Origin of the sequence: Pseudoxanthomonas sp. GM95 (assembly GCF_900109775.1) — a bacterium.
Classification (GTDB): domain Bacteria; phylum Pseudomonadota; class Gammaproteobacteria; order Xanthomonadales; family Xanthomonadaceae; genus Pseudoxanthomonas_A.
On sequence record NZ_FOAX01000004.1, the window covers coordinates 109,471 to 129,586 of the forward strand.

Consider the following 20,116-nt stretch of genomic DNA (forward strand, 5'->3'; position numbering starts at 1 on the left):
GATCACTCTGCGCGTCACTTCGCGTCCGCCGGTTCGGCCGGTGCGCCCTGCAGGGTCGAGGCGACATCGCGCAGCTGCAGCGCTGCCTGCAGCTGCGCCAGCGACGCGGCGCTACGCACATGCACGGTTACCGGCTCGCCCGGAAGCACATCGAATGCGTTGTCCGACAGGGTCGCATCGAGGTCGCCGAACGACAGCCACAGCTCGCGCACGAACGCATCGCTGGCCAGCGTCAGCGCATAGCCATCGCCCTCGGCCTTCCAGCCCGGCGTGACCTGCGCAACCGGCAGCGCCAGCGCCTTGGCCGCATCGAACAGCACGGCCTGCTGCGACACGACTTTGCCGCCCTCGATCAGGTCGAACACCGCGAACGTGTGCTTCGGGTCAGCACCCTTCAGTAGCGTCGCATCGTCGAACTGGGCCACCTCGATGCTGCTCAGCGCTGGCAGCTGCGCGTCCTGCGTGCGATCGCTCAACACCTTGCCGCCGAAGTCCATCACCCGCACGCGCCACTGCGCCGACAGCGGCGTGGTGCGATCGGAGACCAGCGCGACGTAAGTCTTGCCGTCCTTGCGCAGCGCAGAGACCAGCTCCGGCGCGAAGAAACGGCGCGCGTGGTACTGCAGCGCCTTCCAGCGGCCGTAGTAATCCACGCTCGACCACGAGGCCACCGGCCACACGTCGTTGAGCTGCCAGAACAGTGTGCCCATCGTGCGCGGGCGCGAGGTGCGGTGGTGCTCGGCGGCGATCTCGATGCCTTCGGCCTGCATCAGCTGGCTCAGGTAGACGAAGCTCTCGAAATCCTTCGGCTCGCCGAACTCGCGGCGGATATACAGCAGCTGGCGCGCGTTGCCGCGGCCCTTGTCCCACTTCTGGTGCGCCTTCACCGCCGGCAGCTCCAGGCTCAGCGGACCATCGCCGGCAAACGCGCGCACGGTACGGATATCGGGGAACGACTGCAGCCCGTACTCGGACATGAAGCGCGGGGTGATCTCCATGTATTTGGTCACCGGATAGGCCGGGCCGCCCCAGACCTGCCAGTAGTGCATGTCGCCATCGTCGGTGCGATTGGCCTCGGTGTCGTAGTCGGTGCCGGGCGAGCTTGCCCAGTACGGTGTCTCCGGCGACTGCTGGCTCACTGCCTCGCGTAGCACGGTGCCGAACAGGTTCTGCATGCCGCGCTCGATGCGGCTGCGCTCGTCCGGGGTGATCGACTTCTGCAACTTGAGGCTGTCGTCCATGCCTTCCCAGCCGACCTGCACCTCGTTGTTGCCGCACCATAGGACGATGCTGGGATGGTCGCGCAGGCGCTTGACCTGCTCGATGGCTTCCTGGCGCGTGTTCTCGCGGAAGGCCGCGTCATACGGCGGGATCGCACCGCCAAACATGAAGTCCTGCCAGACCATGATGCCGAGTTCATCGGCGGCCTCGTAGAAGCGATCGTCCTGGTAGATGCCGCCGCCCCAGATGCGCACCATGTTCATGTTGGCGTCGCGCGCATCCTGCAGCGAGCGCCGCATCGTCGCTTCGCTCACGCGGCTGGAAAAGCTGTCCAGCGGGATCATATTGGCGCCCTTTGCGAAGATCGGGATGCCGTTGACCACGAAGGCCATGCCGCGGCCCCACTGGTCCTTGTCACGGCGCAGCTCGACGCTGCGCAGCCCGGTCACGCGCTTGAAGGTCTGCGTATCGCCATCGGCATCGCGCACGGTGGCGACGAACGTGTAGCGATCCTGCGCGCCATAGCCGGCCGGGAACCAGCGCCGCGGATGGGCGATGCGCAGCGGCAGGTCCACGCGATTGCTGCCGGGATCGACGATGCGTTGTTCTTCGAACTGCGCGACCTGCTTGCCGTCCGGATCGAGCACCTGCAGCTGCACCTGCACCGGGCCGCTGCGCGCGGCCTCGACGGTGAGCTGGGCTTCCAGCTGCGCGGCGTCCGCATCCACGCGCGGCTGGGCGATGTGCAAGTCATCCACGCGGGTGGCATCCCAGGCCTTGAGCGCAACGCCTTTCCACAGGCCAGCGGTGACCAGGCGCGGGCCCCAGTCCCAACTGAAGTGGTACGGCGCCTTGCGCAGGTAGATGGAACTGTTACGCCCGGACGGCTCATCGCCGAAGGCCGAGTCGTAGGCGCCCGGCAACCCGTACGGCTGCTTGGCCAGCCACGGGCGCATCGCCTCGATCGGCGAGCGGAAGGTGATCTCCAGCGTGTTGGCGCCGCGCTTGAGCAGCGGCTTCACGTCCACGGTCCAGCGCCGGAACATGTTGTCGGCATCGAGGATCTTCTGCCCGTTGAGCGTCACCTGCGCCAGCGTGTCCAGACCTTCGAATACCAGCTCCACATGGCCGCGCGCCAGCGTGGCGGCATCGACTTCAAACGTGGTCTGGTACTGCCAGTCGGACAGGCCGACCCACTGCACCTGGGCCTCGTTGTCGGCCTTGAACGGATCGACCAGCAGGCCGGCGGCCATCAGGTCGGTCTGCACCGCGCCGGGCACCTGCGCCGGCAGCCACGCGGCGGCCTTCGGATGCGCCTTGGCCTTGGCCTGCGCCTGACCCGGGGCAATCCGCAGCTGCCAGCCCGCGTCCAGCGACTGCGTGGTCGGCGCCGCGGCACCGGCCTGGCCGAACGCCGCCAGCAGGCCCAAGGTCAGCGCCAGGCGCGGCAGGGCGCGGGGGAACGGAAGGCGGCGGATCAGCATGGTCGAAAGCTCCTTGGAATCAGTGCGCGCCGGCAGGCGATGGCGTGGCGGCGGGAATCAGGTGGACGGCACCGACCGCGGGCAGCGGCCCGGTGATCGGAGCGGTATAGCGCAGACACAGGTCGTGGGTCCCGCTGCGTGGCGTCATGGATGCCTGCAGCTCGAACTGTTCGCCCAGCGTGTCGCCGGCCGGCAGCGGCACGCGCGCCAGCAGCGGGCCGCTGCACTGATCCAGATGCACTTCCAGCTCGCCGTGCGCGGTCTTGGCCGGGTACCCGACCACCTTGGACTGGTCATGCGCTAGGCCGTAGTTGCGCGCCAGGCGCGACGCTTCCACGCGCAGGCCCGCGATGCCGTCCAGGTGCGCGGCCGGCACGATCCAGCAGGCATGGAACAGGTCCACGTCGAACAGCGGCGTATCGGCGGCGGTCATGTCCGGCAGCAGCGGCGTGCGCAGGCCAAGCCCGCCATCGGGGCACTTGCGCAGATCGTGGGTGCCGTAACGGCGCAGCGTGGCGTCGTCGAAACGCTGCGTGCGCGTGGCCGCCAGCGGCAGGCCATCGTCGGCGAACACCGCCGCGCTGACCGTGACCGGCAGCGTGATCGCAAACGGCGCGCTGTAGCGGGGCGAGGCGAACGTCGGCGCGCTGCCATCGGTGGTGTAGTGGATCTGGCCGGCCTTGAGCTGGTTGCCCAGCACCACCTTGCCCGGCTGGCCATCCAGCACCGCGTTGCGACCGCCATCGAGCGTGATGTCGGCGGCGAATGCCGTATCGCTGGCGTCGATGCCCAACGCCCGATAGCGCTGCAGCTGCGCCGGCAGGCGCGCCAGGAAGCCGTCCCAACCACGCGCCTGCATCGACGACCACGCCACTTCGGCCACGGCGGCCAGGCGCGGGAACAGCGCATGGTCCACATGCCACGGCGAGGTCACGTATTCGGTCCACAGCGCGCCCTGCACGCCGAGCACATGCTTGCCCTGCTCGGCCGTGAGCGCGGCCGGCACCGGATCGAGTTCGTACACGCGCGACAGCGGCAGCGCGTCGTAAGGACCGGCGGGCTCGTCGGCACGCGCGGTCTGCGGATAGTTGAGATACATCCAGCCGGCCGGCGCCAGGACCACATCGTGGCCCTTCTGCGCGGCGCTCACCGCACCTTCGATCCCGCGCCAGGACATCACCGAGGCATTGGCCGGCAGGCCACCTTCGAGGATCTCATCCCAGCCGATCAGGCGCCGGCCCTTGGCGGTGAGGTATTGCGCAAGCTGTTCGTTGAACCAGCCCTGCATCGCGTGCGCGTCCTTGACCCCGAGCTGCTTCATCTGCGCGCGGATCGTCGGCGAGGCTTCCCACTGGTCCTTGATCGCCTCGTCACCGCCGATGTGGATGTAGGTCGAAGGAAACAGCGCCAGCACTTCATCCAGCACGTTGCGGATGAACTGCAGGCTGCGCGGGCTGGTGTCGAACAGATACGGGTCCACGCCCCAGTTGGTGCCGACTTCGGTGCGGACGCCATCGACACCCACCTCGTCCGGATACGCCGCCACCGCCGCGCGCGCGTGGCCGGGCATGTCGATCTCCGGCAGCACGGTGATGTGGCGTTCTGCCGCATAGGCGACGATGTCGCGGATCTCGTCCTGGGTGTAGAAGCCGCCGACGCGCTGCGGCACGCCGTGTGTACCTGCGCCAGGCGGCGTGCGCCACGCACCGATCTCGGTGAGCTTGGGGTACTGCTTGATCTCGATGCGCCAGCCCTGGTCGTCGCTCAGGTGCCAATGGAAGACGTTGAGCTTGTGCAGCGCCATCGCATCGAGCACGTGCTTGACCGTGTCCACGTCGAGGAAATGCCGGGCCACATCCAGGTGCTGGCCACGCCAGCCGAAGCGCGGCCAGTCGCGGATCTGCACGATCGGGACCTGCACCTCGCCACGCGCGGCATCGGGCGTCATCAGCTGCCACGCGGTCATCGCACCGTAGTACACGCCGGCCGCATCGCGCGCGCGCACTTCAAGCCCCTGCGCACTGACGTCCAGCGCATAGCCTTCGGCCTGTTCGACCGGCGCCTGCGGATCGGGCTGCAGGCGCACGCTGCCCGGTGTTGCCTCCGCTTCGGCGCGCACCGGCAGCACCAGCCCGCGCGTGCGCTGCACCAGCGCTGCCAGCTGCGTGGCGGCCTGCAGCGTGTCGGCATCGTTCACCGGGATCGAGATCACCGTGCCCGCGCCGATCCGCAGCGTGCCCGCGCGACGCGTCACCTGCACCGGCGCCGGGATCAGGGACAGCGGCGCCTGTGCCTCGGCCGCGTCACGGCCGACCTGGACCGGTCCCGGCGCGGGCTCCGGCACGCGACTGCAGGCGGCCAGCGCCAGCCCGAGCAGCACGGCCGAACACCACGACAGGGAGCACTTCACACCAGCAGAAACGGACATCCACGCTTCCTTCAAGAACAAAAAAGCGCCCCGGCCGATCACCGGGACGCCCACTTCAACTCAGCGCTGCGCGTTCGGCAGCAGGTCCCACACCTTCGGATCTTCGGCGCCGAGCACCCAGCTGCTGAAGCCTTCCAGGCCGTATTGCTTGACCAAGTCGTAGCGGGTCTGGAAGGACTTGGCATCCGGCATGAACACCCACTCGCGCATGTCGTCGCGGTAGAAGTAGTACCAGCTCTCCTGCTCGCGCGCGTCCCACTGGATGTCGGCCTGCTGCTCGATCGCCAGCGGCATCGATTCGTCGAAGTCGATGTAGGTGCCGACGATATTCGAGGCCTCGGTGCCGTCGTCCTTGACCGGATTGCCGGTGTACCAGCGGTAGCCGTAGGTGGCGATGCCCAGCGACAGCTTATCCTTCGGGATCTGGGTCAGCGCGTAGTCCAGGTGCATCTTCATCCAGGGCATGCCATCAACCGGGCCGGGCGCCGTCCAGCGCGTGTGCTGGTCGTAGGTCATCAGGCTCACCAGGTCGGTGGCCTTGCCCAGCGCGGCCAGGTCATACGCACCGCGCCAGTATTCCCACATCCACTTGGAGAACTGGCCCCGGCCGGAATGCCCCGGCCCGTTGGGCACCACCGCGATCGACAGCTTCAGGCCCGCCTTGTGCAGGGCATCGGCGGTCTGCTTGGTCATCAGGGTGAAGGCATCGCGGTCGGTCCAGGCGATGTTCTCGAAATCGAACTGGAAGCCGTAGTAGCCGTGCTCGCGTCCGGCCTGCAACAGCGAGGCGATCATCCGCTGCTTGGCGTCCTCGTCGTGCATCAGCTGGTGGAAGCCGTCGCGCGTGGTAGTCATCGAGAGGATCGGCATCACCGGTACGCGGTGCTGCTTGGCGATCGCATACACGTAGTCGTTGGGCGCGCCGTTGACCAGGCCGCGCTGGTCCACGCCGTACCAGGTGGGCACCAACATGTCGATCTTGTCGGCATGGGCGACGAAGGCATTGACCGACTTCTGCGTTTCCATCAGGTAGAACAGCGCGGTCGGCGTCTTGGCCAGCGCGGGCGCGCCCAACAGCACGCAGCCGAGCAACAGCCAGGCGAGTTTCTTCATCAGCGGGTTCCTTGGGGAAGGGAAGCAAGTTCGATGCGGTACACGTAGGCGTGCTGGCCCTTGGGCTTGGCCGGCACGCTCAGGTGCATGCCGTCGGCCGCCTGGTGCCAGCGCACCGGCTTGCCGTCGACCAGCGCGGTGACCGCGCGCACGCCGTCCTCGGGTTTGAGCGAGGTGATCACGGCTTCCCCGTTGGACGGCCACGCCAGCTCGATCGCATACAGCGCGCCATCGTGCACGGTGAAGCGGAAATCCTGCGCCGTGTACGGCTTGGTCTTGGTGTCGTTGAAGGTGCCGCCTTCCACTTCGGTCGGGCCTTCGCCGTACGCGCGCCACGGCGTGCTGCCGTAAATCGCCGCGCCATTGGTCTTCAGCCAGCGGCCGATCTCCAGCAGGATGTCGCGCTCGGCCTCGGGGATGGTGCCGTCGGCGCGCGGGCCGACGTTGAGCATGAGGTTGCCGCTCTTGGACACCACGTCGACGAGCATCTGGATGATGAAGGTCGGCGTCTTGAAGGTGTCGTGCTCGATATAGCCCCACGAGACGTTGCTGATCGAGGTATCGGTCTGCCAGTGCGTGGGATGGATGCCGGTGAGCTGGCCGCGTTCGATATCCAGCGTGCCGGCGCCTTCCGGGAAAGCCCCGAGCTTGTAATCGACCACCACGCCATCGCGGCGCGCGCCGTCGTTGTAGTAGTAGGACAGCAGGGTCGGCAGCGTATTGCGGAAGGTCGGGTGCGCGATCCACCAGTCGAAATAGATCAGGTCCGGGTGGTAGCGGTCGACCAGCTCGGTGGTGCGCGCCAGCCAGTCGTCGAGCCAGGCCTGCGACACGAAGGTCCAGTCATGTGCGACCTCGCCATCGTCCTTGCCCGCCTCCAGCCCACGCGGCAGCGCCGGGCCATACAGCGCGGCGTAGCGCGGGTCATTGACGTCCGAATCGAACGTGCGGCCGCCGTCGAAGAACCAGTCATGCTCGGCGCGATGCGAGGACAGACCGAAGTGCAGGCCTTGCGCGCGGATCGCCTTGGACAGGTCGCCCAGCAGATCGCGATGCGGGCCCATCTTCACCGCAGTCCAGTCCGAGAGCTGCGAGTCGTACAGCGCGAAGCCATCGTGGTGTTCGGCCACCGGCACCACGTAACGCGCGCCGGCCTGCTTGAACAACGCCGCCCACGCGGCCGGGTCGAACTGCTCGGCCTTGAACAGCGGCACCAGGTCCTTGTAGCCGAACTTGGCCTGCGGCCCGTAGGTGGCGATGTGGTGCTCGTAATCCTTGGTGCCCGGTAGGTACATGTTGCGCGAGTACCACTCGCTACCGAAGGCCGGCACCGAGAACACACCCCAGTGCACGAAGATGCCGAACTTCGCATCGTCGTACCACGCCGGGGATTTGTACTGCTTCAGCGCAGCCCAGTCGGGCCGGAACGGGCCGCTGCGTGCGCCGCGTCCGGCTTCCTGCACCAGGCGTGCACGTTCTGGCGCGTACTTCGCCGTGGCCTGCTGCCACTGCGCATCCAGTTGCTCCGGCGACACCGTGGCGGCGGTGGGTGCCGTCGGCGAGGTGGCATCGGCCGCCAACGCCAGGCTGGAGGCCAGCACACCACCGGCGATCAAGCTGGCCGACAGGCCAAAGTGCAGGGCGCGCTGGCGACCCGCAGCGAAGACAGCATCGAAATCTCTGGTCATGCATTCCCCCGTCGCCGCGCTCTTCCCCACGCGGCGATGTCCAATTACAAGGGCGGACCGCACGGCGCGGCCATCGCCAGGTCCAGCGTTCACGACAAAAGCCGACCGGCCCGTGCCCCGATGAACCTGGGCAACGGGCCGATCGGCCGTGTGCGGTTACAGCTTGAAGTTCAGCGTCAGCATGTAGGAGCGGCCGTTCTTGTAGACGTAGTACGGCTGGTCCTTGGTGCTGATGTAGCTGTAGTACTTCTCGTCCAGCAGGTTGGACGCGTTGAAGCTCAGCGTCAGATTCTCGTTGATCTTGTAGCCCACCGACGCACCCAGGTCGGTGAACTCATCGGTCATCTGGTCGCCGTTGAGGCGGCCGATCTGGGTGAAGTACTCGGAGCGGTAGCCCAGGTTCAGGCGTGCGTTCCAGGTGTCGTTCTCGAAGTACGGGCTGATGTTGTACGAGTTGCGGGAGTTGTAAGGCAGGCTGAAGTCCTGGTCGGTCTTGGAGTCCGAATAGGTGTAGTTCGCCACCAGGCCAAACCCGTGGCCGAAGCTGGTGGTGTACGCCACTGCCACGCCCTGCACCTTCGCATTGCCGCCGTTGATCGGCATCGAGGTGGAATACGTACTGGTGCCGCCGGTGGTCTGGTTGTAGAAGTCCCGGTCCTCGGTCAGGGTGAGGATGTAGTTGGAGATGTCGCGGTAGAACAGCTCACCGCTCAGCACGCTGGTCGGGCTGAAGTACCACTCCAGCGAGGCGTCATAGTTGGTCGACGCGTAGGGCTTGAGCGAGGGATTGCCGGTCGACGCGGTCAACACGTTGTCCGAGGTCGACACGTACGGGGTCATGTTGCCGTAGCGCGGACGGGCGATCACCTTGGCCACCGAGAAGCGGCCGACCAGGTCGTCGGTCAGGTCGTAGGCGAAGTTGAACGACGGCAACCACTTCCCGTAGCTGTTCGCATACGCCACTGGCGAGTAGCCACCGTTGGTGTCGTAGCTGTAGCCGGTGGTGTCGTCCTCGGTATGCACGTAGCGCACGCCGAAGTTGCCGCGATAGCGCTCACCTTCGTAATCGGACTGCAGGTACCAGGCGCGGTTGTATTCCTTGATCTCGAAGGTGCCGCTGTAGCTGATGTCCAGGTCATCGGCGCCGGTCAGTCCATCGATGTAGTTCTCCAGCGCGCTGCGGTTGATCTGCGACCAGCTCTGCATGTCGCTGCTGGCGGAGATGCCGTTGAGGTAATCCGACGGCGTGGTGCCGCCGTTGAACGCGCCCAGCGTGGTGCCGTCGTTGACCGTCCAGCTGGTGCTGAAGGAACGCTGGCCGGAGACGTGGTTGGTCGCCTTGATACCGGTGCGGATCTTGCTGAGCGGGCCGAACTCCAGCGAATGATCGAAGTCCAGCTGCAGGTACTTCTCGCGGTCGTAGGTCGGATTCTGGGTCTTGGAGACCGTGGCCAGGCTCATGTTTTCCGGATCGGTGGGATCCTTGTCGTAGTTGATGACGGCATTGCTGCCATCAATGGCGTAGTTGTAGCCGCCGTACGAGGTGAAGGTCGCGCCATAGATGTTGTCGCCACCGCCCGACGAGCTGGTGTAGCCGATCGCGCTGGACAGGTTCCAGTCGTAGCCGTGCCAATCGGTCTGCAGGTTGAGGCTCTTGGTCTCGACGGTGCTGTGGCGTGAATAACCATCAAGGTAGGTCGGCGCGGTATCGTCGAAGCTGCCGGTGGTGGCCACACCGTTATCGAAGCCCAGCGAAGTTGCCGAACTCGGCGTGCCCTGCCAGTAGGCGTAACGGCTCTGGTTGTAGTTGTCGAAGTTTTCCTTGATGTACAAGCCGGTCAGGTTCAGCTCGAAGCTTTCATCCGGCTTCCACTGCAGCGCGCTGGTCAGCGCATTGCGCTCGCGGGTCTGGCGGAACAGCGCGGTGTTGAGCGAGGTCGGCACGTTGCCGCTGGCGCCGCCGGTGGCGCTGTCCGGATACTCCGACGCATCGGTATAGCCGAACAGCTCCAGGCCATCGCGGCGCAGGACCTTGGTCGAGCGCGAGGCCGAGACCAGGAAGCCCAGGGTGTCTTCCTTGTTTTTCCAGTTGTACAGCACAGACGCATTGGGCTTGGCTTCGGCCGAACGGTCGTTGTAGCCGTAGCCGACGCTGCCACTGACCGAATTGCGGTCAAGATCCAGCGGCTTACGGGTGTGCACGATCACCGTGCCACCGATCGAGCCTTCGTCGATGCGCGGCTCGGGCGACTTGTAGACCTCCATCAGGCCGACGATCTCGGACGGCAGGATGCTGTAGTTGAACGAACGGCTGTCGCCATCGTTCGGGTCGCCGCCCCAGCTGGTCGAGGCGATGGTCTGGCCGTTGAGCAGCACGCGGTTGAGCGCCGGATCGGTGCCGAGGATGCCGACCTTTTCACCTTCGCCAAACTGGCGATCCACCGTGATGCCCGGCAGGTGCGAGAGCGATTCGGCCACGTTGGTGTCGGGGAACTTGCCGATGTCTTCGGCGCTGATCGCATCGACGATCGCGTCGGCATTGCGCTTGACGTTCAGCGCCTTGCCCAGGCTGGCGCGGTAGCCGGACACCTTGACGGCGTCGACGTTGACCACGCCCTTGTCCTGCTTCTTGTCCTCCTGCTCCTGGTCGGCCGCGAGCGCGGAACCGGAGAAGTACAGTGCTGCGACGATACCGAGTGCCAACTTCGTGGTGCGGCTATGCATGGCTCAACCTATGGTGGCTAGGACAAGGGATATCAGCTGGACCGGGCGTTGCATCGCCGGTCAAACCGATCAACATGGGAATCGAAGCAGCACTTCTCCCTGGCGCGCGTAAACGCACCACATGCCATTCGAAACCTGCAAAGAAGGCCTGGCAGACTGACCGGGCCCGACTGCGAAGAACACACCGAAGCGGTGGACTGACGCCTCAATCAAAAGCACGAAGCCTTCGATCACGCCCTGCGTGCAACCCCGTGCTGCACACCATCGCGCCACTTCGATTTGACTCGAGTCTGTAATAGCGCTGACAGCGTTGTCAACGAAATTACACATCTTTTTTTTGATCCAACGTGCGGATTCGTGACGGAGTGAGTCATCAATTGGATCGATTGAAACCAGTCTTTTTCGCTCATGCCGCGTTTTGCGCAGTTTGGAAGCATGCAACGCACGCATGTGCCATGGACGGCACGAAATTGACGTTGACATCGTTGTCTAAGACGCCGGACACTCGAGGCATGGCGTGTGCTCTCCCGCCATTCCCCAGGAGCTTCCGTGTCCGCAAGTCTCTCGATGCCTGCGTCCGCGCAGTCGCGCGTGCAACCGTTTCTTTCCGCCGATGTCGGCGGCACCCATGTCCGCGTCGGCCTGGTCAGCGCTCGCGATGCACATGACGCGCCCGAGCTGCTCGACTACCGCAAATATCGCTGCGCCGACTATCCCTCGCTGGACGAGATCCTGGCCGAGTTCCTGCAGCAGTCGGGCCATCCGCAGGTGCGCCACGGCATCATCGCCAGCGCCGGTTATGCGCTGGAAGACGGCAGCGTGATCGCCAGCAACCTGCCCTGGCCGCTGGTGATGCAGCAGATGCAGCGTCGGCTGTCGCTGCAATCGCTGCATCTGGTCAACGACTTCGAAGCCGTCGCCTACGCAGCGCCGCAGATGCAAGCCAACGAAGTGCTTCATGTGTGCGGCCCGAAGCAATCCAATCGCGCGGGTCCCGCGCTCATTCTCGGGCCCGGCACGGGACTTGGCGCGGCCGTGTGGATTCCGACCCAGAGCGGCGAAGTGGTGCTCGCCACCGAGGCCGGCCAGGCCGCGCTGTCGGCCACCACCGAGATCGAACTCGCGGTCCTGCAGGAGCTGCGCCTGCTGCACGATCACGTTTCGGTCGAGCGACTGATTTCAGGGCCGGGATTGCTGACGCTGTATCGAATCCTGGCGCGCCTGCGCGGCGCCGAGGCCACATTGAAGACGCCGGCCGAGGTCAGCGCGGCCGCGGTCGCCCACACCGATCCGGTCGCGCGCGAAACCGTGCTGGTGTTCGCCGGCCTGCTCGGCAGCGTGCTGGGCGACATGGCCCTGCTGTACGGCGTGCAGCAGGGCATCTATCTGGCGGGCGGCTTTCTGCCGCAGCTGGGCGACCTGCTGCTGGAAAGCAGCTTCGCCGAACGCTTCCTGTCCAAGGGCAACATGCGCCCGGCGCTGGAGCAGATCCCGGTCAAGGTGGTCGAACACGGCCAGCTCGGTGTGATCGGCGCGGCCATCTGGCTGATGCGCAACACGCTGCAGTGACAGGCACGACGGCGCACGCAGACCGCGCGTGCGCCGCTAGACCTTGATCACGATCCCGCGCTTCTCCATCCACTTGGCGATCGCCCACCAGATGGCGGTGAACACCAGGCCGAAGGCCAGCGACGGCACATAGGGCCCGAACAACGGCGTCATCCAGCTCGTGTAGCCGATGCGATAGATCGCTTCCCACGCGCCTAGCGCATACAGCAGCAGGAACATCACCGCCGAGCCCGCGTACACGGTGATCGCATTGATCCCGAGCGAACGTCCGATCGCGGGCCAGTGCCAACGATCGACCAGCTGATGGAACAGCCACAGCAGCGCCATCGCCCAGCCCGCCGTCCACAGCACGAAGGACGGCGTCCACAGATTCTTGTTCCACGGCAGCGCGGCCGACCACAGCCAGCCGACCAGCAGGCAACCGAGCGCACCGGGCAGCAGGCGATGCACGCGCCCGCGGCGCAACCAGCCACCGGCATGCAGGCCGAGCAAGGTGGTGGCGATCGCCGGCAGCGTGCTGAGCAGGCCTTCGGGATCATGGCCGCGCCCGCTGGCCGGATCGAACTCGTAGACCAGCGGCCCCAGCAGCGCGGTATCGACGCGACTGGCGAGATTGCTCCACGGCTCGAAGCCGCCACCGAAGCCCAGCAGTGCCCAGTAGCCCAGCAGCAACACCGCGATCAGCGTGCCCTGCACGCGTGGCGCCGGCCGCGTGGCGATGTAGCCGACGACGAGGAAACACAGGCCGATGCGCTGCAGCACGCCCCACGGACGGAAGTGCGGCTTGTCCAGCAGCCACCAGCCCAGCAGGTTGATCGCCAGGCCGATGCCGATGATGCGCAGCGCGCGCACCCATAGCGCGCGTCGCACCGGCGCGGGATCGGCGCCGGCTTCGATCCGCGGCACCACACCCAGCGCAATCGACACACCGACGATGAAGAGGAAGAACGGAAACACCAGGTCCGTCGGCGTGCAGCCGGCCCATTCCGAATGCAGCAGCGGCGCGAACACATGCGCCCAGTCGCCCGGATCGTTGACCAGCAGCATCGCCGCCACGGTCAAGCCGCGCAGCGCGTCAACAGAAGCAAAGCGGCGGGCAGCGACTTGAACCATGGCGTCAGGCGGCCGAGGCGACTCCGCCGATCCAGGTCTCGACGACGTTCAACGCATCGTCCAGCGCGACCAGGTCGGCACGCAGGCCCGGCGCGATGCTGCCTCGCTCGTGTTCCAGCTTGAGGAACTGCGCCGGATACAGCGCGGCCATGCGCACGGCTTCTTCCAGCGGCAGCCCCAGCAGCTGCACGGTGTTGCGCACGGCGCTGGCCATGTCCAACGCCGAGCCAGCCAGCGAACCGGCCGCATTGCGGACCACACCGTCGACTGCGGTGATCGTCTCGCCATACAGGTCGAAGCTGGGGCTGTCGGCGCCGACCATCGGCATCGCATCGGTCACCAGCAGCAGCTTGCCCTGCGGCTTGGCGGCCAGCGCCACGCGCAGGGACGCCGGATGCACGTGCACGCCGTCGGCGATGATGCCGCACCAGCTGTCGCGGTCTTCCAGCGCCGCGCCGACCGCGCCGGGGCTGCGCCCTTGCAGCGGCGACATCGCATTGAACAGATGGGTGAAGCCGCGCAGGCCCACATCCAGGCCCGCGCGGATCTGCTCGTAGTTGCCGGCAGTGTGGCCCGCCACCACGATCGCCCCGCGCGCGATCAGCGCGGCGATGCGTTCGGGGCCGACCTGTTCCGGCGCTACGGTCAACAGCGTGATGCCGTTGTCTAGCGCGGTGGCCATCGCGATCTCGTCGGCTTCCGGGATACGGAACTGGCCGGCGTCGTGCGTGCCCTTGCGGTCCTTGGCCAGATACGGGCCTTCCAGATGGATACCGAGCACGCCATCGGTCTCGCGCGCGATGGCCTCGCGCGTGGCATCGATGGCCGCGCGCATGGTCGCGGCGTCATCGCTGATCAACGTGGGCAGGAACGCGGTGGTGCCGAACTTGCGGTGCGCCCTGCCGATCGCGTCGATGCCTTCGGCCGTGGGCGTGTTGTTGAACAGCACGCCGCCACCGCCGTTGACCTGCACGTCGATGAAGCCCGGCGCCAGCCAGGCACCGCCCAGGTCGCGCAGGTCGTCGGTGCGCGCACGCGCGCCGGCGGTGTCGGTGATGGCGGCGATGCGGCCGTCTTCCACCAGCACCGCGCCGTTGTCGATCACGCCCTGCGCGCTCAGCACGCGGGCATTGACCAGGGCAAAGCTGTTGCTCATACGGTTTCGGTCACTTTGTTGAGATGCGGCGGCACGTCGGGATTGTGGCCGCGCGCCAATGCCAGTGCATTGATCGCCTTGTAGAAACTCTGGATGGTCAGCAGCGGTGCGCAGGCCGGATGCGGTGCGGCGACCAGCGGCAGGTCCCCGTGCGCCGAGGCCACCCAGACCTGTGCGCCGCGGCCGCGGAATTCTTCGGCCAGGGCCAGCGTGCCGGCTTCGGTGCCATCGGGCTGGGCGAAGCACAGCACCGGGAAGCCCGGGCCGACCAGCGCCATCGGGCCGTGCTTCACTTCGGCCGAGCTGTAGGCCTCGGCATGCAGGCCGCAGGTTTCCTTGAACTTGAGCGCCGCTTCCTGCGCCGCGCCCAGGCCCAGGCCGCGGCCGAGCACGAACAGGTTATGTGCGCCAGTCAGGCCGTCGGTCACCGGCGACCAGTCGGCAGCCCACGCCTGGCGCAGCGCTCCCGGCAGCGCATCGAGCGCGGCCAGTAACTTTTCATCCTGCGACCAGTGCGCGGCCAGCTGCAGCAGCGCGGCCAGCGAAGCGAGATAGCTCTTGGTGGCGGCGACGGATTTCTCCGGGCCGGCGCACAGCGGAATCACCACGTCGGCCAACTGCGCCAGCGGCGAATCTTCCACGTTGACCAGCGCCACCACGCGCGCGCCAGCGGCCTTGGCGGCTTCGGCATTGCGCAGCAGGTCCGGGCTCTTGCCCGACTGCGAGATCACGATGAACAACGCGTCCTTCAACTTCAGCGGCGCGGCGTAGACCGAGCCGATCGACGGCGAGGCCGACGCGGTGACCACGCCCACCTGGGTCTCGAACAGGTACTTGCCGAAGGTGCAGGCATGGTCGGAACTGCCACGCGCGCAGGTCGCCACGAACGGCGGCGGAGTTTCGCGTAATGACGCGGCCAGCGCGACGATCGCCTCGTGGTTGCGCGCGAACTGCGCGGCGACCACGTCGGCCGTCGAAGCGGCCTCGTTGAACATCAGGGTGTCGGCTGCCACGGGCAGCGGTGCTACAGAAGTCATGGCGTCGGGGTCTTGGGTTCTGCGCGAGCGGGACGCATCGGCGCGGTGGAACCACGCACCACCAGCTGCGGCGTGAAGCCCTGGTTGTGCATGGCGATGGGAGCGTCGTCGTAGGCGTCCTGCCGCAGCCGCGCGATCAGCAGGCGCGCGGCATGCTTGGCGATGTCCTCGGTGGCCTGCTTGGCGGTGGTCAGCGGCGGCCAGGACTGCTTGGAAAACGGGCTGTCCTCGAAACCGGCGATGGACAGGTCGTAGGGCACGTTCATGCCGGTCGACTTGGCCGCAGCCAGCACCCCGGCGGCGATCTCGTCGTTGGAGCCGAAGATCGCGGTCGGCGGTTCGCGCAACGCCAGCAAGCGCCGCGCACCACGGAAGCCGTCGTCGAAGGTGTAGTCGCCGGGAATCACCAGGTGCTTGTCCAGGGTGATGCCGTAATCCTTCAGCGCCTGCTCGTAACCGGCGTAGCGCTCGGTGCTGGAGCGATGCGCCAGGCCGCCCATCAGGAAGCCGATGCGCTGGTGGCCAAGCTGTATCAGATGCTCGGTGATCTCGTAGGCCGCATCCTTGTCGTCCACGTAGACGCAGGGCGGGCCTTCGCCCGGATCTTCGGTGGCCGCGATGATGCGCACCACCTGGATGCTGCGTGCGGTGAGTGCGGCGATCAGCTCGGGGCGCTCGGACATCGGCGCAGTCAGCACCAGGCCGGCCAGGCGCGAGCGCTGGACGAACTCGGCGAGCTCCTCGGCCAGCATCGGCGAAGTCGAATCGCAGGGCTGGATCTGCAGGCCGAAACCCGTCTCCCGGCACGCGGCCAGCACGCCGTTCTGCACGCCGATGATGTGGTACGGATTGGGGTTGTCGTACACCAGCCCGATCACGAACGGCGTGCCGCTGCGCAGGTTGCGCGCGGACGGATCGGGCTCGTAATCCAGCTCGGCGATGGCACGCAGCACGCGCGCACGCGTGCCCTGCATCACCGAGGGCTCGTTGTTGATCACGCGCGAGACGGTCTTCAACGAGACCTTGGCGCGTTCGGCAACATCCTTGATGGTCGGTCTACGCATGGGAACGAGTCTGCCTGTCGGAGTGGAAACCGCGCGTCAGCGCGCGGCGCCCTGGCCCACGCGATGACCACGCAGGGCGAAGAAGAGGATGTACAGGTAGCAGGGCACGGCCAGGCCGGCGAACACCCACTGGAAGTCGAAGTGCTGCTTGAGGATCGCAAAGCTCTGCGACACCACCGCACCACCGGCGATGCCCATCACCAGCAGCGCCGAGCCGGTTTCGGTGAAACGGCCCAGGCTCTTGATCGCCAGCGGAAAGATCGCCGGCCACATCATCGCGTTGGCAAAGCCCAGCGCGGCCACGAAGCCCACCGACACATAGCCATGGGTGAACAGCGCGCCCAGCGCGAACAGCACGCCCAGCGTGGCCGACAGTGCCAGGTAAGCCTGCTGCGACAGCAGGCGCGGGATCGCCACCAGGCCGGCCAGGTACCCCAGCAGCATCGCGCCCAGGGTGAAGGAGGTGAAGAACTTGGTCTCGTCCAGCGGCAGGCCGAAGCCGTTGCCGTAGGTGCCGATGGCGTCGCCGGCCAGCACTTCCACGCCCACGTAGACGAACAGGCACATCACGCCCAGCCACAGGTGCGGGAACTGGAAGATGCTGCCGCGCGCGGCGCTGTCGCTGCGCTCGGCATTGGCTTCGCTGGGCTTCAACTCGGGCAACGGCGAGAACAGGATGCCGATCGCCACCAGCACCAGCACGCCGGCCATCACCAGGTACGGGCCGTGGATCTTGGCGGCGAAGGTGTTGAGCAGTTGCTCCTTGGTCGCCGCATCGGCAGCGGCGACCTGAGCCGACAGATCACCGATGCCGTGCAGCACCAGCGAGCCGATCAGGATCGGCGCCAGGATGCCGGCGATCTTGTTGCAGATGCCCATCAGCGCGATGCGGCGCGCGGCAGTCTCGATCGGGCCGAGGATGGAGATGTAGGGATTGACCGCGGTCTGCAGCAGCGCCAGGCCGCCGCCGATCACGAACAGGCCCGACAGCGCGCCGGCATACCAGCGCTGGGTCGAGAACTGGCCGAACATCGCCGCGCCCACCGCCATCACCACCAGGCTCAGCGCCAGGCCCTTCTTCATGCCGGTCAGCTTGAGCGCGGCCGCGGCCGGCAGCGCCAGCACGAAGTAGGAGATATAGAACACGAACACCACGAAGAACGCCTTCACCTCATCCAGGTCGAAGGCGAGCTTGACGAAGGTGATCAGCGGCCCGTTGATCCACGTAAAGAAGCCGATGATGAAAAACAGCAGACCGGTGACGGCGAGGGAGCCGACGAAGCTCTTTGGCTGATCTGACGACATGAAGCGCTTACTCCAAACGGACTGCGGTGGACATGGGTGCAGCGCCGCCCGGCGACGGGCCGCGCCAGGATCGGGTCAGCGTCGCAACTCCGCGACGAAATCGTAGAAGTCGTTGTGGCAATAGGTGTCGGTCAACTCGATCGCACTGCCATCGCGCGCGTAGCCCACGCGCACCACGTGCAGGATCGCGTCGCCCTCGTCCATGCCCAGGTAATCGGCCATGCGCGCGGTCAGGTTGATCGCGCGGAAGTACTGCAGCGCGCGCACGACCGGGGCGCCGTGTTCATCCAGCCAGGCGTAGAGCGATTCGCCGACTTCAGTGGGATCGGGCAGCACGCGCTGCGGGATCACCGCGTGTTCGTAGGCCATCACCCGATCGTCGGCGCGGCGCAGGCGGGTCAACGAGGCCACGCGCGACTCGGGCGACAGGCCCAGGCGCAGGATTTCCTCGCCGTGCGCCGGGCGGATGCGGCGATCCAGCCACTGGCTGCCGGGCTGATAGCCCTTCATCCGCAGCGTCTCGCTGAAGCTGGTCAGCCCGGTCAGCGGATGGGTGATCTGCGAAGTCACGAAAGTGCCCGCGCCCTGGCGGCGGGTCACCAGGCCCTGCTCCACCAGCGCATCCATCGCCTGGCGCAGCGTCACCCGAGAGACCTGCAGCTGCTCGCACAGCACGCGCTCGGCCGGCAGGGCTTCGCCCGGCTTCCACTTGTGCCCGTTGATCGCCTCGACCAGCTGCGCGGTGAGCTGCAAGTACAGCGGCGTCGGCGCGGAGGCATCCAGCGCAATCGCGTCCAGGCGGGGGTCGACCGCGGACTTGGCGCGCGTCATCGGACAACCCCAGGTGGCAGTGGGATGAAATTCATTGGGTCCAATTTAAAACCAATTTTTTGCCGGTGCGCAAGCCACGCCACCTGACTTGTTCGCCGCTCAAACCAGAGAATCGCGAAAATTCGCTTGATTCCAGCCTGATTGACGATTGGCGTGTCGTGATTTCCCTCGGAAAACTTGCTGCGTTGCGGCAATACCAGCTGTCCGTAAAATTTCGATGACACCTGTTGACATCGTTGTCATCCGCATTGGAGACTCGCTGCAACGGCGACGGTGGTCCGTGAAACCGCCGTGACTTCCAGGGGAGCGATGTGCATGCCAATGCAGGACATCCAGGAGCACCGGTCTTGAGTGGCCAGACGCCCTTCATCGCGGCCGATGTGGGCGGCACCCATGTCCGCCTGGGCCTGGTGCGTCCGACCGGCCAGGACCTGCAGCCGGTCGAGATCCTCAGCTATCGCAAGTACGCCTGCGCGGCGTATCCGGGGCTTTCGCACATCATCGGCGACTTCATTGGTGGTCTCGACGGCGCACGTGTCAGCCGCGGCGTGATTGCCAGCGCAGGCTTTCCGATGGAAGACGGCACGGTCATCACCGCCAACCTACCCTGGCGCCTGTCGCCGCGCGAGATCCAGGGCGAACTCGGCCTGGACGACCTGCGCTTGGTCAACGATTTCGAAGCCGTGGCTTACGCCGCAGCGCTGGTCGGCGACCAAGAAGTGCTGCGCCTGACCGGCCCGGCGCACGTGTCCGAACGCGGCCCGACCCTCGTGCTTGGCCCGGGCACCGGCCTGGGTGGCGCGGTGTGGATTCCTACCGGCCGCAGCGCCACCGTGCTGGCCACCGAAGCCGGCCAGGCCGCCTTGAGCGTGGGCACCGAGCTGGAGCTGGCCCTGCTGGCGCAGATGCTGAAGAAGCGCGCGCACGTGCCGGTCGAACACGCGCTGTCCGGCCCCGGCCTGCTCAACCTCTACACCGCCCTGTGCGAAGTGCGCGGCGTCACGCCGGTGCATGCCGCGCCCGATGCGATCACCGCCGCTGCCACGGCCGGCGATGACCCGCTGGCGCGCGAGGCGCTGGACGTGTTCTGCGGGCTGCTGGGCAGCACCGTGGGCGACATGGCCCTGCTGTACGGCATCACCGGCAGTGTCTACCTGGCTGGCGGCATCCTGCCGCGCATCCGCGAGTTTCTGCTGCAGAGCAGCTTCGTCGAACGCTTCCTCAACAAGGGGCCGATGCGAGCTGCGCTGGAGCGCATCCCTGTGCGACTGGTCGAGCACGGGCAGTTGGGCGTCCTGGGCGCCGCCAACTGGTATCTGGGCCAGACCGCAACGCACTGAAGTCATCGCAAGGCCGCCCGCGGCTTTTGCTGGTCGGGACATT

Annotated in this window: 13 protein-coding genes; 2 read left to right on the forward strand and 11 right to left on the reverse strand. The window is 66.5% G+C overall.

Annotated elements, in window-relative coordinates; all coding sequences use genetic code 11:
* Positions 1-14: 14 nt before the first annotated feature.
* From BMZ17_RS18435 to BMZ17_RS18455, 5 genes are all read right to left on the reverse strand, one after another.
* Positions 15-2,705, reverse strand: a complete 2,691-nt coding sequence (locus BMZ17_RS18435) for a beta-mannosidase (protein ID WP_093142824.1) — start codon at positions 2,703-2,705, stop codon at positions 15-17.
* 19 nt (positions 2,706-2,724) lie between these two features.
* Positions 2,725-5,133 (reverse strand): family 20 glycosylhydrolase, encoded by a 2,409-nt coding sequence (locus BMZ17_RS18440; RefSeq protein WP_093143947.1) that lies wholly within the window; start codon positions 5,131-5,133, stop codon positions 2,725-2,727.
* A 60-nt stretch (positions 5,134-5,193) separates the two neighbouring features.
* Positions 5,194-6,246, reverse strand: coding sequence for a glycosyl hydrolase family 18 protein (locus tag BMZ17_RS18445; RefSeq protein WP_175485674.1), 1,053 nt, complete (start codon positions 6,244-6,246; stop codon positions 5,194-5,196).
* The gene (locus tag BMZ17_RS18450; RefSeq protein WP_093142829.1) at positions 6,246-7,934 is read right to left on the reverse strand and encodes an alpha-L-fucosidase; all 1,689 of its coding nucleotides are present in this window, start codon (positions 7,932-7,934) and stop codon (positions 6,246-6,248) included. The genes BMZ17_RS18445 and BMZ17_RS18450 overlap by 1 nt, the downstream gene beginning before the upstream one ends.
* 156 nt (positions 7,935-8,090) lie before the next feature.
* A complete protein-coding gene (locus BMZ17_RS18455; RefSeq protein ID WP_093142834.1) occupies positions 8,091-10,658 on the reverse strand; it encodes a TonB-dependent receptor in 2,568 nt (855 codons plus the stop codon).
* A gap of 549 nt (positions 10,659-11,207) precedes the next feature.
* Here BMZ17_RS18455 and BMZ17_RS18460 point away from each other — a divergent pair.
* Positions 11,208-12,227 (forward strand): glucokinase, encoded by a 1,020-nt coding sequence (locus BMZ17_RS18460; RefSeq protein WP_093142839.1) that lies wholly within the window; start codon positions 11,208-11,210, stop codon positions 12,225-12,227.
* Positions 12,228-12,263: 36 nt separating this feature from the next.
* On the opposite strand, the gene BMZ17_RS18465 is transcribed toward BMZ17_RS18460, so the two are convergent.
* From BMZ17_RS18465 to BMZ17_RS18490, 6 genes are all read right to left on the reverse strand, one after another.
* Positions 12,264-13,340, reverse strand: coding sequence for an acyltransferase family protein (locus BMZ17_RS18465; protein WP_093142844.1), 1,077 nt, complete (start codon positions 13,338-13,340; stop codon positions 12,264-12,266).
* A gap of 4 nt (positions 13,341-13,344) precedes the next feature.
* Positions 13,345-14,496, reverse strand: a complete 1,152-nt coding sequence (nagA, locus tag BMZ17_RS18470; protein WP_093142849.1) for an N-acetylglucosamine-6-phosphate deacetylase — start codon at positions 14,494-14,496, stop codon at positions 13,345-13,347.
* The gene (locus BMZ17_RS18475; protein WP_093142854.1) at positions 14,493-15,533 is read right to left on the reverse strand and encodes an SIS domain-containing protein; all 1,041 of its coding nucleotides are present in this window, start codon (positions 15,531-15,533) and stop codon (positions 14,493-14,495) included. The genes nagA and BMZ17_RS18475 overlap by 4 nt, the downstream gene beginning before the upstream one ends.
* A complete protein-coding gene (locus tag BMZ17_RS18480) occupies positions 15,530-16,597 on the reverse strand; it encodes a LacI family DNA-binding transcriptional regulator (protein ID WP_093142857.1) in 1,068 nt (355 codons plus the stop codon). Before BMZ17_RS18480 ends, BMZ17_RS18475 begins: the two co-directional genes overlap by 4 nt.
* 36 nt (positions 16,598-16,633) lie before the next feature.
* A complete protein-coding gene (locus BMZ17_RS18485; protein WP_093142861.1) occupies positions 16,634-17,902 on the reverse strand; it encodes a sugar MFS transporter in 1,269 nt (422 codons plus the stop codon).
* Between the two features lie 75 nt (positions 17,903-17,977).
* Positions 17,978-18,700, reverse strand: coding sequence for a GntR family transcriptional regulator (locus BMZ17_RS18490; protein WP_175485692.1), 723 nt, complete (start codon positions 18,698-18,700; stop codon positions 17,978-17,980).
* Between the two features lie 380 nt (positions 18,701-19,080).
* Between BMZ17_RS18490 and BMZ17_RS18495 the strand changes: the two genes are divergently transcribed.
* Positions 19,081-20,073 carry a glucokinase gene (locus tag BMZ17_RS18495; protein WP_093142870.1) on the forward strand — a complete coding sequence of 331 codons (993 nt, stop codon included), beginning with the start codon at positions 19,081-19,083 and terminating at the stop codon, positions 20,071-20,073.
* The last annotated feature ends 43 nt before the right edge of the window (positions 20,074-20,116 follow it).